The sequence below is a fragment of the Paenibacillus sp. cl123 genome (assembly GCF_900101595.1).
Taxonomy (GTDB): Bacteria; Bacillota; Bacilli; order Paenibacillales; family NBRC-103111; genus Paenibacillus_G.
Window position 1 is genome coordinate 708,702 of sequence record NZ_FMYY01000001.1, and the last position, 12,745, is coordinate 721,446.

Consider the following 12,745-nt stretch of genomic DNA (forward strand, 5'->3'; position numbering starts at 1 on the left):
ACCGGGTGTTTTCTGTTGCATCAGCTTATTTGCCGACGCTTGGAGCGGCGGCATCGTTCGCCGAAGCTTGCTCCTGCTTCGGTGCTTGAGCTTCGAGCGCTTCGGGTTTTGCTTCCGTAATTGCGGAATTGCCGTTTGTCGCGTCCTTGAACTCGCGGAACATTTTGCCGAAGCCGCGGCCAAGCTCAGGCAGCTTGTTCGGTCCGAACAGCAATAACAAGACAACTGCAATCAATATGATATGCCAAGGACTTAAGGCATTCATTCGTAATCCCTCCAAGATGGATAATTGTCGATTCCTATCTCCTAGCATACCATAAGACCAGCTGTCCCATAAGTCAGGTTTTAGAAAATTTGATGTCGAAGCAGAAAAAAACGTCCGCCTTCTTAATGAAGGTGGACGTCTTTCTGATGCTCGGAGATGCTGTATTGAATAATTTCCACGGCGTCTTCCGTTTCCAGTGCGGCCAGTCCGTTGCGCAGCACGATCTCGGAATCCAGCTCATGGCGCTTGAGAAATGGATATAACTCAGGCGTTAATTTCATGACAATCGTTGAAAGCTTCACCGTTTCCACAAGCATCACCCTTCCCGTCATCGTCTGATGTCTATTTGATCAGGAGCGACTTGCGAGCCTACAGGCAGAGCAGGGAAAGCAAAGGCATGAAACTAAAGCTGATTATTATTATACCATAGTTCATGACAGATGACAGCGGAGCATTTGTTACCAATCTTTTTCCACACGGATCAGCTGCGCCGGAACAGGCCCATGACGCCAATCGTTTCCGTAATATTGACAAAAGCCTGCGGGTCCCATTTGCGGACAAGCTGCTGCAGCTCGGCAAGCTCATAGCGCGTGGTTACCGTCATCAGCATATGCTGGGTCCGCTTCGTATATGCCCCTTCCGTCTGAATGACCGTCACTCCGCGGTGAAGCTTCTGCATCTTGGCAAGCAGCAGCTCGCCTTTCTGGGTTACGATAAACACAGTTACCTTGAGATGGCGAATATGTATCGTGTCCATTACTTTGCCGGTTATAAAGATCGACAGCATCGAGTACAGAGCCGGGTCCCAGTCCTGCTTGAAATAGCCGAGCAGCAAAATAATGCCGCCGTTCAGAGCGAACAGCACCGTGCCAAGCGGGAAGTCGCGCTTGCGCGTAAGGATCGAGGCGATAATATCGATGCCTCCGCTAGAGCCTCCGGATCGCATGGCGATGCCGGTGCCGAGCCCGATCAGCACGCCGCCGGCCACCCCGGACATGATCGGCTCGCTTGACAAGGCCATGACGGGGATAAGGCGCATCAGCCAGGTCGTAAGAATAACCGAGACGGCGCTCAAAATAATAAATCGCCGGCCTATGGAAATAAGTCCCCATATCAATACCGGCAAATTGAAGAGCAAGTACAGAAGCGATATATCGAAGCCGGTGAAATAACCGACGATCATCGAAATCCCGGACAGTCCGCCGCTGAGCAGCTGATGCGGGATAATAAACAGATTGAAGCTGGATGCGATGAGCACGGAGCCGAGAACGACCATCATAACGGAAACAGTCCACGAACGCTGAAGTCTTGGCATGGGAGCCCTCCTGAGCATGGCTAACGAGAGAAGCTTTCCGCAGGGAACGCGGAAAGCTGGCTAAGTCTTTATTTTCGCTTAAACGAACCGGACCGCTTGCTTGTGCTCGGTTTCGTTTTGGAGCTGCTAGGCGTTTTGTACGTCGGCTTGGAGCCGTCATTTCGACGTATGCCGCTGTCAGACCCGGTGCTTGGCTTGGCCGGGGTCTTTGGCGTCGTCGTAAAGCTTCCTTTGCGGTCCGAGGTTGACGGCGTTTGCTGCGCCGGCGTCTTGGACGGGGATGCGGCCGAGCCCGGATAAGGAGCCGACTGGTATTTCCCATAGTCGTTGTAGCGTTTGCTTGACGTGTAGCCTCTGTAATCGTACCCCCGGTTGCTGCCGACCCATCCGCCTCCGAACAACGATTGCAGCAGCGTAGCCGTTACATAGCCTTGCAGGAAAGACGAATCATAATTATCCTTTGCATATTGGACGGAATCCAATTCAACAAGCGTCGTATTTTCGTTATCCGGGTCCTTCTGAACATGAACGATTTTATTATCGTATACGAGGAACATCCGCTCGTCTGATTCCTTGCTGACCTCCTGAGGCTTCTCCTGCTCGGCCAGCTCTTTGGCGACGGTCGGCACGTCCTTGTCCTGGACCGCATATATTTTGGCTGTGCTTTTGCCATTGCCCTGAACGTCGATGAGCGTATAATTTTCTTTAATGAAATTACCTGAATCGCCGCAGCCTGCCAGAAGCGTCAGGACAAGCAGCATGGCTAACCATTTAGAAAAATGTTTCATCTGGGCTGAACTCACCTCCTGCTATAAGCGGATCGTTTTCTCGGATGCTGATCTAGTGGGCGGGCTGATCGCCGGAGCCCTTCAAAAACTTGATGAGACCGGGAGGCGTTCGTTCTCCCTCCAACGCTACATATTTGCCGTCCTGCCACTGGAGGAAGAAGTAGTTCTCCCCTGGTCCAATATAGCGCCAGATCAATACCTGATCGCCGGAACGGAAATCCGTCCGTCCTTCGGTCCGGGCGAGGTCGGTACGGTTATGCTCGAGCACATAGGTCACGCCGTCGTTCAGCTCCAGCTCCGTCGGCACATCCGCGGGATCGTCCAGCGAGCCCTCGACAAATTCGCACACGAAGCATTCGTAGGTGCGGCCTTTTTCCACGAGCAGGCAGGAGATGTGCTTGCCGTTCTGCAAATAATAAGCGAACCGGTGGGGGGCGTAGCCCTGGTCATAGTATACCACTTTGCCGGAAACGATGTATTCCTCAAGGTCCACATTTACAATATCGCCTACCCGGGTATCTTCAAACGGATTCGATGCTTTAACCTCCGGGACTGTTTTATTGCTTTTCCAGATGTCCCCGACTCTTTTCCATATGGACATGTGCTGTCGCTCCTTTGGCAATCGCTATTAGCTGAATATATGTATTATATACGATTTGAAACATTTGCGGGTTTCATTTGATGTTTTCTGGAATATGTTTGCCGCTTGTGGTATAATACTAAAGATATTCTTAAGTACGGCCTTGACTGTTCATTATTGACACAGCTTGAGAAGTGTTTCTCATGAAGAGATTAACTAAGAAAAGATAGGAGTCGCACTTAAGGGTATATATATATCTAGAACCCCATAGTACAAAGGAGAATGAAATCATTTGAAAACGTTTAGTGAATTTGGTTTGGAACCGAAAGTATTGCGCGCCATTACGGAAATGGGCTTTGAGGAGTCGACTCCGATTCAGGATAAAGCCATTCCTGTAGCGATGGAAGGCCGCGATTTGATCGGTCAGGCACAGACGGGAACAGGGAAAACCGCTGCATTCGGTATTCCGCTGATCAACAAAATCGACATTAAGGAAGAGCGCATCGTCGCCTTGATTATGTGTCCAACCCGCGAGCTGGCGATCCAGGTAGCGGAAGAGATCGAGAAGCTCGGCCGGTTCAAAGGCATCCGTTCGCTGCCGATCTACGGCGGCCAGGACATCGTCAAGCAAATCCGCGGTTTGCGCAGAAAGCCGCAAATCATCATCGGTACGCCAGGACGTTTGCTCGACCACATCAACCGCAAAACGATCAAGCTGGATGACGTGCAGACCGTGATCCTCGACGAAGCGGATGAAATGCTGGATATGGGCTTTATGGAGGATATTCAATCGATCCTGCGTCTGGTTCCTGACGAGCGTCAAACGATGCTGTTCTCGGCCACTATGCCGATCAACATCCAGAGACTGGCTCAGCAGTTCCTGAACAACCCTGAGCATGTGTCTGTTATTCCGAAGCAGGTCAGCGCTCCGCTGATCGAGCAAGCGTACATCGAGCTGCACGAGCGTCAGAAGTTCGAAGCGCTTTGCCGTCTGATCGATATGGAATCCCCGGATCTGGCGATTATTTTCGGACGCACGAAGCGTCGTGTCGACGAGCTGTCCGAAGCGCTGCAGAAGCGCGGATATTCCGCAGAGGGTCTGCATGGCGACTTGTCGCAAAATCAGCGGGACAATGTTATGCGCAAATTCCGCGACGGCAGCATCGAAGTGCTGGTTGCGACCGATGTGGCGGCACGCGGTCTTGACGTATCCGGCGTAACGCATGTTATCAACTTTGACCTGCCGCAAGATCCGGAAAGCTATGTTCACCGGATCGGCCGTACCGGTCGTGCCGGCAAGGAAGGGGTCGCTTACTCCTTCGTAACGCCGCGTGAAATCGACCATCTGCACTTCATCGAGAAGATCACTCGTCACCGCATCACGCGCAAGCCTATGCCGAGCCTGGCCGAGGCGATCGAAGGCAAGCAGAAGCTGACGGCCGAGCGTGTGCTCGAGGTGCTTGAGAAAGAAGAACATAACGAATATAAAGGTCTGGCGATCTCCTTGCTGGAGCAGCATGATTCCGTACATCTGCTCGCTGCGGCGCTTAAGCTGCTGACAGGCGGGGACAAGAAGGAAGTCGAGATTGATCTGACTCCGGAAGATCCGATCCGTGCCAAGAAGCGCCGTCCGGACGTGCGCTCCAACGGCCGCAGACCTTCGGGCTCTTATGGCACAGCAGGCGGCGCGCGCCGCAACGATCGTCCTTATGGCGGCGGCGGAGACCGCGGCGGACGTCGTGACGGTGGCCGTCAAGGCGGCGGATACAGAGACAATCGCGATTATCGCGGACGTTCGGATTCGCGTACCGATGGGCGCAGCGACAACCGCGGAGGCCAGTCTCGTCCGGTAAGCCGTTCGAACGAAGAAACGCTGGTTTAATACCGCGACAAGGAAGCAAGCATGAGATTCTCGTGCTTGCTTTTTTTCTATGTTTAGCCATGGGAAGGGGAGAGAGCGGGAAGCAAAAAAGCAGATGCCTTAGGGCACCTGCTTTTTGTAAACACAGCATGAACTGTTTATACGAGAAGGCTTCGGCTGATGATCACGAGCAGGATGAACAAAACGAGGATCGCGCCTGTCGATGTCCATGCTCCAGCTGCTGGGTATCCCATCGTCTCAACCTCCTTTTTTGACCGATGTTGTACCGGGTGATAAAATAAGATATGAACGGCCGCCCTAATCCGTATAGACGGCTACCTAGAAAGTGCGAAATAGGCTATAATAATGGATGGATATAGAAGGAGGCGTCGTTCTTTGGAGTTTAGAGGAGTCATGGGTGGGTTTTACCGAATATCCGAATGGATCATGCGGTTATCCGTCATTAATGTGCTTTGGATTATTTGTGGCATTCCGTTTTTTGTGGCCGCTTTGCCGATGTTTGTGCCGAACGCAACCGAAGGAGATATTTACTTCGCGTTTATGCTGATGGGCGTTTTGGCACCGTTTACGCTGTTTCCTTCGACGGCTGCGATGTTTAGCGTAGCCCGCAAGTGGGTGACCGGCGATGAGGATGTGCCGTTGTTCAAAACGTTCTTCCGCGGGTACAAAGCGAATTATGTGCAGGCGATGCTGGGCGGTCTTATCTACCTGTTGTTCGCTGTCGTGTTAATTGCGAACTTCCGGTTCTACGGGAATCAAAGCGGGATGTTCGGCATATTGCGCTTTCTGGTGCTGTCGATATCTGTTCTGCTTGTGATTTCACTGTTTCATTTTTTCTCGATTTTGACCCATCTGCATATGAAAATATGGCAGATTGTTAAAAATGCCGTGCTCATTACGATCGGCAGTCCGATTCGCTCGCTTTCGATGATCGTCGTGAACGGCATCATCTTCTATGTAAGCTTTTTCATGTTCACGTTTCTGATACCCTTCTTTATGGGCAGCCTGATGGCCGTTACATCGTTTTGGCATTTCCATCAGGTCTTCGGCAAGCTTCAGGACAAACAGCAGGCTTTGCTTGCGAAGGACCAAGAAGGCGAAGCGCGCGATGAGCTGGATGAGCAGGAAGCGGCTTTGGCGGCTGAGCAGCCGAAGAGAGACGATTTGTCGGACTATGCTTCGCCGGACAAATCCGATAAAGCTTAGGCTGGCTGCAGCTGCCAGCATTGGCTTCAGCCCTCAGGTTTACTTTCGTTCCGTATTGGACTATAATAAGGCTACAACAAAATCCTGCGATGTGCGTCTCGGTTTTAACGTTGTTTTGAACCAATGACTGTTTCTCGGGAGACCTACATTGAATCGCGGCTGACATGCCCTCGAAAAGGGATCTCAAAATCGATTCTGCGGACACCCACCTGCTTTGAGCAGGTTCGAGACACGGAACCGGACGGCATATGCGGGTTTTTTTGTGCCCAAAATTGAAGGTACATAGAAGGGATGTAGGAAATGAAGCTGTTCATCGATACGGCCAATGTGGATGAAATTCGCAAAGCGCATGAGCTCGGTGTTATTGCAGGCGTCACGACCAATCCTTCCTTGATCGCCAAAGAGGGAAGAGACTTTTTTGCAACGGTGAAAGAAATCGCCGCTATCGTAGGCAATCTGCCCATCAGTGCTGAAGTGATCAGCCTGAAGGCCGATGAAATGGTCGAGCAGGGCAAGAAGCTCGCTGCCCTCGGAGAAGGGATCGTCGTTAAGGTGCCGATGACCGAGCAGGGGCTGATCGCGACCAATCAATTGGCCCGCCAAGGGATTCGGACGAATGTCACGCTTATTTTCAGCTCGCCGCAGGCATTGCTTGCCGCGCGTTCCGGCGCGACCTATGTATCCCCATTTGTAGGGCGGCTGGATGATATTAACCAGATTGGCATGAACCTGATTAAGGAAATAAGCGAGATATTCCAAGCTCATGCTATTCCTTCCGAGATTATTACGGCCAGTGTAAGAACAACGACTCATGTGATCGAAGCGGCGCTTCTTGGCGCCCATATCGCTACCGTGCCTTATAAGGTTATTGAGCAGATGATTCGTCATCCGCTAACCGACGTAGGTATCGACCGTTTTTTGAAGGACTGGGAGGGTGCAGCCCAATCGGTCTTCTAAATAGGTTTAGACAAGCTGCGTCCGGCCGCATCGATTATCGATGCGGCTTTTTGCAGAATAACCGGTTCCGTGCCCGCTGATCGACAGAGAGGTAGTGAATGGAGTGAAATCGATTTTGACGGCTCTGGAGGGCTGTCAGGCGCTCGATAAGAGTCTAGAGAGACCAACGGGACAGTGAATGATCAGAGATGTCTGCAGTGAACTGTGCGCAAGCAGGAAGGGGCGGTGGGAGAGGCTTTTCTCGCCCGAAGCGGTGCAGCAGCATGATCATCCTTTCATTTTGCTTAAATAACACTTTCCCCCTTTCTCTTCCATCCAAACAGTGTTATGATAAAGGATAGTGTACACCGGAATAGATAAGGCACTTCGTATGGGAGGGAATGTGTTGCTACAGCGAACCTTAATCGGTCTGATCCGCAGCCATGAAACGACGGGAGAGAAAGCCAAGGACCCGCTGCTAAAGACCCGTTATTATAAAATCTCCAAAGATCAGGCTTGGGATGAAGTGATCAACATGTTTAAAAAGCTGAACGGGTACAAGCTGCTGCACGAAGTTCGCAATGTCGGGGAGATCGTGCTGGAGAAGCGTACGATTACCGGCCGCACGCAGGATATCACGGTGACGCTGTTCGGTATCAATCCGCTCAAGACGGCTATTGATATTTATTCGGCCTCACGCGGGTCGCTTGGCGACCTCGGGTCCAACTATCGGACCATTATCGATATCTTTAAGCAAATCGATAAGAAGATGGCTGCTTACAAAATCCATGAATGATCTGTACGGCTGCGTTTACATGGATATACAACATAAAAACAGCGTGGAGATCCACGCTGTTTTTATGTTCATCCCGGATTAAACGAGCTTTTGAACAGCTTCAATAGCTGCTTCGTAGTTCGGGTGCTCTGTCATTTCGCTGAGGTATTCCACATACTGGATCGTATCGTTTGCATCGATGACGAAGATGGAACGCATCAGCAGGTGAAGCTCCTGGATCAACACGCCATAGCTTTTGCCGAACGAATGGTTCTTGTAGTCGGACAGCGTGATGACCTTGTCGATACCAGCGGCGCCGCACCAACGGGACTGGGCGAACGGCAGGTCGTTGCTGATCGTCAGGATAACGACGTTGTCGCCGAGCTTGGCGGCTTCTTCATTGAAACGGCGCGTTTGCGCATCGCAAACGCCTGTATCCAAAGAAGGCACTACACTGATAAGCTTCACTTTACCCGCGTAATCGGAGAGAGATGCGGTTTCGAGAAGGTTTTTGTTTACCGTGAAGTCAGGTGCCTTGTCGCCGACTTGCAGCGTCGTGCCAACAAGCGTGATCGGATTGCCTTTCAGGGTAGCTTGTGCCATGTGTACATGGGCCTCCTTTAGCGTCTTGAGAATGATTGGTATTACACCGAGTATTATTATAAGCTTTTAGGGGAGACCTTGTCCAATAAGAACAAACGGTTACCCGATCTACAGGAGGCAGGATGTCGTGGAATTCAGACAGTTGCAATATTTTGTCAAGGTTGCCCGCAAGCAGCATGTGACCCAGGCTGCCGAAGAGCTGCATGTGGCACAGTCGGCGGTCAGCAGGCAGATTCATCAGCTGGAGAAGGAGCTTGGAGTCCCTTTATTTGTGCAGAAGGGGCGAAATCTTCAGTTGACTCCCGTAGGCAAGCTGTTTTTGAGCCGCGCGGAAAGCATCCTGTCCGATCTGGAGCGTGCGGTAAGCGAAGTGCATGAATTCATGGACCCTGAGCAGGGGGAGATTCGCATCGGTTTCCCGCACAGCTTGGGCATTCATCTGCTGCCGACGGTTGTAGCCCGGTTCCGCGAGTCGCACCCGAAGGTCAAGTTCCGTCTGCGCCAAGGCACATATAATAGCTTGATACGAGATGTGATGAAAGGTGAAATCGACTTGTCTTTTATATCGCCTTTACCGGAAAAGCATAGTCATGTAACCGGGGAATTGCTGCTGCAGGAGGAGCTGTTCGCGATCGTGCCGCAAGGTCATGCGCTGTCCGGTCAGGAAGTCATCCGTCTGGAGCAGTTGAAGGATGAGTCCTTCGTCATGTTCAGTGAGGAGTACTCACTAAGAAGCATTGTGCTGGAGGCTTGCGCCCAAGCCGGCTTTACGCCGCATATTGGCTTCGAAGGCGAAGAGACCGATACGATCAGGGGGCTCGTAGCGGCGGGCATGGGAGTCAGCCTGCTGCCCGATATGGCGCTCACGGAGATCAGCCAGCTTCAGCCGACCAAGGTCAAAATTACGGAGCCTACGGTCACTCGCAGCGTAGGCTTGATCCGGCGTTCCGGAGATAAGCTGCCGCTTGTAGCGGAAGGCTTTCGAAGTTTTCTGCTTGAATTTTTTAAAGACCGAGAAGCGAAAAGAACCTGAGGTTCCTTCGCTTTTTCTTCGTATTTTTACGATTTGCGGCAATTTCAGCCAATTTCTCGAACCCGGCGCACGTGGTCGATAACAAAAAAAAGCCGTCAGCGCCCGGAAGGGCGACTGACGGCTTTGTGCGGTTTATTTGCTTAATCGTTACTGCGATTGTTGAAAATCATAATGTACTTGATCAGCTCCAGCAAGGAGATCAGCGCGGCGGCAACGTAGGTGAGAGCGGCTGCGTTCAGCACTTTGGCGACTCCGCGCTCTTCGTCATTGGTGATGAAGCCTTCGGCCACCATCAGATCACGGGCGCGGTTGCTCGCATTGAATTCGACCGGCAGTGTGACGAGTTGGAAAGCGACCGCCGCGGAGAAGAAAATAATACCGAGGCCCAGCAGAAAGTTGAACTGTTGGAAAAACAGGCCCGCCAATATCAAAAGAGGCGCAACGCCAGATGTTAAGTTGACCACAGGGAACATGCGGTGGCGCATAACCAGCATCGGATAATGCACTTTATGCTGGATGGCGTGGCCTACCTCGTGGCAGGCAACCGAAACGGCGGATATCGAGTGCTCATAGTAAACGGGCTCGGACAACCGGACGGCGCGTGCGATCGGGTCGTAATGATCGGTTAAAGCGCCGGGCACCGGCTCCACCGGCACATCATGCAGCCCGTTGGCATCGAGCATGCGTCTTGCGGCTTCATACCCGGTCATGCCGGAGTGGACGGGAACATCGGACCATTTGTTGAACGTGCCCTTAACCCGGAACTGGGCCCATAAAGAAAGTACGAACGCAATGATAATTAGAAAATCCATCGGGTGAAAAAACATAATTCCATTCCCTCCGTATGTTTAATGGGTGAGAAGCATAGTCAGGAAAGAGGGCCTTTGCCGAGTAAAAGGAGCAGCGCTTCTATGCAGGCCGCCGCCGATGGCGTCAGCTTCTGGTGGAGATTTTTCAGCTGAGTGGGCTTGAGTTTGTCGACGAGGGGGCCGACCTCGCGCACTTCTTTCTCCAGCTGCATCAGCTTGAGCTGCAAGGATGTTAACTTATCTGTCACTAACTCGTCGCGGCTAACCTTGTTCCACTGGGTGAGATCCGACTTGATCTCCTCCAAGCTATATTTCTCACGCTTCATCGTTTCAATACGCTTGAGCCGCATTAAGGTTTCATCGCTATATAATCGGTAATTCGTGTCGGATCGGGCCTCGGGCTGTATGAGCCCAAGCTTGGTGTAATAGTCGATGGTCCGCAGACTTACCTCGGATAACCGCGCCAGCTCGCCGATTCGGTACAGTTTCATATCCCCATGTTCGCTCACCTCTTTTTCTATAATGATACTCATTCTAAACCGTACAGTCAAACGTTATGCTTTGGGCTATATCGACATATAAAACGGAAAGAAACCGAAGTGAAAAACCTATTGCGAAATTTGAGATGACTGCATATAATGACATTTATAGTTCCGTATGATGTTAAATAACATTACGTTAGGTGGCGAAAGGAGTCGAGCTATGGGGCGTCAAGCGTGGGCAAGCATGATCCAGGAAGCCATAGAAGCTCGGGACGTTCAGCAATTGAAGGAACTGCGCGACCGCGCCCATACGAAATTTCTTCAGCATCTTCCCTCCGATCCTCCTTTCGTTTGGAATGAAGAGGTGAACCGGTTCCACGATTTGATTATCGGCCGGGTTATCGCGATGACGGAGCATGACGTATGCGAGGAGAGGGGCGAGGAGGTTCCTCTCGCCTATGCGTTCCTGCTGTTCGGCAGCGGGGGGAGAGCGGAGCAGACCTTATGGAGCGACCAGGATAACGGGCTTGTGTACGAGGATACGGCCGACGAAGCCCTGAAGGTGAAGGCCGCGGCCTTCTTCCGGGAGCTGGCTGAGCGTATTTCGATTAACCTGGAGAGGGCCGGGTATCCTCCCTGCAGCGGCGGCGTGCTGTGCGCGAATCCGAAGTGGACGCAGCCGCTTGCCGGCTATCGTCAGATGCTGGACGCCTGGCTCGCCGAGCCCGATTGGGAGCATGTCAGATATCTGCTCATTGTCGCTGATCTGAGAGTCATTCATGGAGACCATGCACTGGGGGACCAGCTCACGGAACGACTGGTGGCCTATATGCAGCTGCATCCGGCCATGTACGGGCATATGCAGCGCAATACGCTTCATCACAAAGCGTCCATAGGCATCTTCGGCCAGTTGATCAAGGAGCGTTACGGAGTGGATGCCGGAGGAGTCGATGTCAAGTACGGCGCCTATATCCCGATCGTCAATGGTGTGCGGCTGCTTGCGCTGGAAGCGGGAATCAGGGTTACTTCGACCGAAAGCAGAATCCGCCTGCTGATCGCCGGGCGCCATGTCCCCGATGATATCGGTCATGACTGGCTGGATGCGCTCTCCACAGCCTTGAAGCTGCGCTCGACCACTCCTTACCAGATGGAGGAAGGGACCTACTCCTCGCGCGGGATGCTGACGCCGGAGCAGCTTACGAGAGAGCGGACGATTGAATTGAAATTATGTCTGCGGATCGCGGGCGAGCTGCAGAAGTTTGTGAAAAAAACGGTCCATTATGAACTGGAAATGAAAGGAAAGGGGAGAGAAAACCAATGAAAGACAGGAGACCTCCGGGAAGAATGTGGAGCTTGTACAAGATGGGAGGGCTGACGCCTGCCATTACCTCCATGTTCGATATGCAGAGCGCGCAGCAGATGGCCTTCATCCGCTCCATCATGAAGGAGCAGCGTAAAAATTCGCTGTATGAAATACCGCTCCATTCCGTGGAACTCGTTGTGTTCGATCTGGAGACGACAGGGTTTTCTCCCTATAATGGAGATGAGATTATTGCGTTCGGAGCGGTATCGGTCAGCGGGGAGGAGGTGCAGGGAAGCGAAACCTACTATAGTCTCGTCAATCCGAAGCGAGCGATCCCTCCGGAAATCGAGGAGTTGACCGGGATCAGCAATGAGGAAGCGGCCAAGGCGCCGGAGCTGCTGGATGCGCTTCGCGGCTTTCTCGAGTTCGTCCAACAGAAGGTGCTGGTGGCTCATGGTACGGGACATGACAAGCATTTCCTTAACGCGGCCTTATGGCGAACTTCCCGAATCAACCTGACCCACAGGCTGCTGGATACGATGATGGTGGCGAAGTGGCTGAATCCCAAGCTGAAGTCCTATGACCTGGACACGCTGCTCGATATATACGGCGTGGAGGTCACCAGGCGGCATCACGCGCTGGAGGATGCCCGAATGACCGCCGCTTTGTGGTCGAAGCTGCTGGGCGAAGCAAGAGAGCGTGATATCCAAACGCTTGGCGATTTGTACATGCAGCTTAGCCGTTATTAAAAAATCTTCGGATCAGGGA

General features: G+C 52.3%; 16 protein-coding genes and 1 other RNA gene. 8 read left to right on the forward strand and 9 right to left on the reverse strand.

Annotation, left to right across the window (positions count from 1 at the left end):
• Positions 1-25 precede the first annotated feature (25 nt).
• The 5 genes from tatA to BLR08_RS03145 all read right to left on the reverse strand — a co-directional run bounded on the left by tatA (position 26) and on the right by BLR08_RS03145 (position 2,969).
• Positions 26-265 carry a twin-arginine translocase TatA/TatE family subunit gene (gene tatA / locus BLR08_RS03125; protein ID WP_072328176.1) on the reverse strand — a complete coding sequence of 80 codons (240 nt, stop codon included), beginning with the start codon at positions 263-265 and terminating at the stop codon, positions 26-28.
• A gap of 122 nt (positions 266-387) precedes the next feature.
• Positions 388-582: a hypothetical protein gene (locus tag BLR08_RS03130; protein ID WP_072328177.1), complete on the reverse strand. Its 195-nt coding sequence runs from the start codon at positions 580-582 to the stop codon at positions 388-390.
• A gap of 164 nt (positions 583-746) precedes the next feature.
• Positions 747-1,580 carry a YitT family protein gene (locus BLR08_RS03135; protein ID WP_072328178.1) on the reverse strand — a complete coding sequence of 278 codons (834 nt, stop codon included), beginning with the start codon at positions 1,578-1,580 and terminating at the stop codon, positions 747-749.
• A 68-nt stretch (positions 1,581-1,648) separates the two neighbouring features.
• Positions 1,649-2,368, reverse strand: a complete 720-nt coding sequence (locus tag BLR08_RS03140) for a DUF4247 domain-containing protein (protein WP_072328179.1) — start codon at positions 2,366-2,368, stop codon at positions 1,649-1,651.
• A 52-nt stretch (positions 2,369-2,420) separates the two neighbouring features.
• Positions 2,421-2,969, reverse strand: coding sequence for a DUF4178 domain-containing protein (locus BLR08_RS03145; RefSeq protein WP_072328180.1), 549 nt, complete (start codon positions 2,967-2,969; stop codon positions 2,421-2,423).
• 271 nt (positions 2,970-3,240) lie between these two features.
• Here BLR08_RS03145 and BLR08_RS03150 point away from each other — a divergent pair, with 271 nt between their 5' ends.
• Entirely contained in the window at positions 3,241-4,830 is a 1,590-nt protein-coding gene (locus tag BLR08_RS03150) for a degradosome RNA helicase CshA (RefSeq protein ID WP_072328181.1), read from the forward strand.
• A 137-nt stretch (positions 4,831-4,967) separates the two neighbouring features.
• Here BLR08_RS03150 and BLR08_RS31400 read toward each other — a convergent pair whose 3' ends face one another.
• The gene (locus BLR08_RS31400) at positions 4,968-5,063 is read right to left on the reverse strand and encodes a YjcZ family sporulation protein (protein ID WP_218131558.1); all 96 of its coding nucleotides are present in this window, start codon (positions 5,061-5,063) and stop codon (positions 4,968-4,970) included.
• A 142-nt stretch (positions 5,064-5,205) separates the two neighbouring features.
• Between BLR08_RS31400 and BLR08_RS03155 the strand changes: the two genes are divergently transcribed.
• The 4 genes from BLR08_RS03155 (at position 5,206) to BLR08_RS03170 (ending at position 7,768) form a co-directional block, all read left to right on the forward strand.
• Positions 5,206-6,036 (forward strand): YesL family protein, encoded by an 831-nt coding sequence (locus BLR08_RS03155; RefSeq protein WP_072328182.1) that lies wholly within the window; start codon positions 5,206-5,208, stop codon positions 6,034-6,036.
• Positions 6,037-6,114: 78 nt separating this feature from the next.
• A non-coding RNA gene (gene ssrS / locus BLR08_RS03160) (6S RNA) lies at positions 6,115-6,297 on the forward strand.
• A gap of 39 nt (positions 6,298-6,336) precedes the next feature.
• Positions 6,337-6,993 (forward strand): fructose-6-phosphate aldolase, encoded by a 657-nt coding sequence (gene fsa / locus BLR08_RS03165; RefSeq protein ID WP_072328183.1) that lies wholly within the window; start codon positions 6,337-6,339, stop codon positions 6,991-6,993.
• 385 nt (positions 6,994-7,378) lie between these two features.
• Positions 7,379-7,768 carry a DUF1499 domain-containing protein gene (locus BLR08_RS03170; protein WP_072328184.1) on the forward strand — a complete coding sequence of 130 codons (390 nt, stop codon included), beginning with the start codon at positions 7,379-7,381 and terminating at the stop codon, positions 7,766-7,768.
• A 78-nt stretch (positions 7,769-7,846) separates the two neighbouring features.
• On the opposite strand, the gene tpx is transcribed toward BLR08_RS03170, so the two are convergent.
• On the reverse strand, positions 7,847-8,350 hold the full coding sequence (tpx, locus tag BLR08_RS03175; RefSeq protein ID WP_072328185.1) for a thiol peroxidase: 504 nt from the start codon (positions 8,348-8,350) through the stop codon (positions 7,847-7,849).
• Positions 8,351-8,477: 127 nt separating this feature from the next.
• On the opposite strand from tpx, the gene BLR08_RS03180 reads away from it, so the two are divergent.
• Complete coding sequence (locus BLR08_RS03180) at positions 8,478-9,383, forward strand: glutamate biosynthesis transcriptional regulator GltC (protein ID WP_072328186.1); 906 nt, start codon at positions 8,478-8,480, stop codon at positions 9,381-9,383.
• Positions 9,384-9,523: 140 nt separating this feature from the next.
• Here BLR08_RS03180 and BLR08_RS03185 read toward each other — a convergent pair whose 3' ends face one another.
• Both BLR08_RS03185 and BLR08_RS03190 read right to left on the reverse strand, forming a co-directional pair.
• Positions 9,524-10,210: a zinc metallopeptidase gene (locus BLR08_RS03185; RefSeq protein ID WP_072328187.1), complete on the reverse strand. Its 687-nt coding sequence runs from the start codon at positions 10,208-10,210 to the stop codon at positions 9,524-9,526.
• A 41-nt stretch (positions 10,211-10,251) separates the two neighbouring features.
• A complete protein-coding gene (locus BLR08_RS03190; protein ID WP_072328188.1) occupies positions 10,252-10,683 on the reverse strand; it encodes a helix-turn-helix domain-containing protein in 432 nt (143 codons plus the stop codon).
• A 211-nt stretch (positions 10,684-10,894) separates the two neighbouring features.
• On the opposite strand from BLR08_RS03190, the gene BLR08_RS03195 reads away from it, so the two are divergent.
• Together BLR08_RS03195 and BLR08_RS03200 are read left to right on the forward strand one after the other, a co-directional pair.
• Positions 10,895-11,995 (forward strand): DUF294 nucleotidyltransferase-like domain-containing protein, encoded by a 1,101-nt coding sequence (locus BLR08_RS03195; RefSeq protein ID WP_072328189.1) that lies wholly within the window; start codon positions 10,895-10,897, stop codon positions 11,993-11,995.
• Positions 11,992-12,726 carry an exonuclease domain-containing protein gene (locus BLR08_RS03200; protein WP_072328190.1) on the forward strand — a complete coding sequence of 245 codons (735 nt, stop codon included), beginning with the start codon at positions 11,992-11,994 and terminating at the stop codon, positions 12,724-12,726. The genes BLR08_RS03195 and BLR08_RS03200 overlap by 4 nt, the downstream gene beginning before the upstream one ends.
• Positions 12,727-12,745 lie beyond the last annotated feature (19 nt).

What these genes read in the sequence shown, in the direction of transcription:
- tpx (WP_072328185.1), bottom strand. Translation starts at nt 8,350, where the DNA reads ATGGCACAAGCTACCCTGAAAGGCAATCCGATCACGCTTGTTGGCACG.
- fsa (WP_072328183.1), top strand. Translation starts at nt 6,337, where the DNA reads ATGAAGCTGTTCATCGATACGGCCAATGTGGATGAAATTCGCAAAGCG.
- BLR08_RS03145 (WP_072328180.1), bottom strand. Translation starts at nt 2,969, where the DNA reads ATGTCCATATGGAAAAGAGTCGGGGACATCTGGAAAAGCAATAAAACA.
- BLR08_RS03130 (WP_072328177.1), bottom strand. Translation starts at nt 582, where the DNA reads ATGCTTGTGGAAACGGTGAAGCTTTCAACGATTGTCATGAAATTAACG.
- BLR08_RS03140 (WP_072328179.1), bottom strand. Translation starts at nt 2,368, where the DNA reads ATGAAACATTTTTCTAAATGGTTAGCCATGCTGCTTGTCCTGACGCTT.
- BLR08_RS03135 (WP_072328178.1), bottom strand. Translation starts at nt 1,580, where the DNA reads ATGCCAAGACTTCAGCGTTCGTGGACTGTTTCCGTTATGATGGTCGTT.
- BLR08_RS03185 (WP_072328187.1), bottom strand. Translation starts at nt 10,210, where the DNA reads ATGTTTTTTCACCCGATGGATTTTCTAATTATCATTGCGTTCGTACTT.
- BLR08_RS03200 (WP_072328190.1), top strand. Translation starts at nt 11,992, where the DNA reads ATGAAAGACAGGAGACCTCCGGGAAGAATGTGGAGCTTGTACAAGATG.
- tatA (WP_072328176.1), bottom strand. Translation starts at nt 265, where the DNA reads ATGAATGCCTTAAGTCCTTGGCATATCATATTGATTGCAGTTGTCTTG.
- BLR08_RS03190 (WP_072328188.1), bottom strand. Translation starts at nt 10,683, where the DNA reads ATGAAACTGTACCGAATCGGCGAGCTGGCGCGGTTATCCGAGGTAAGT.
- BLR08_RS03195 (WP_072328189.1), top strand. Translation starts at nt 10,895, where the DNA reads ATGGGGCGTCAAGCGTGGGCAAGCATGATCCAGGAAGCCATAGAAGCT.
- BLR08_RS31400 (WP_218131558.1), bottom strand. Translation starts at nt 5,063, where the DNA reads ATGGGATACCCAGCAGCTGGAGCATGGACATCGACAGGCGCGATCCTC.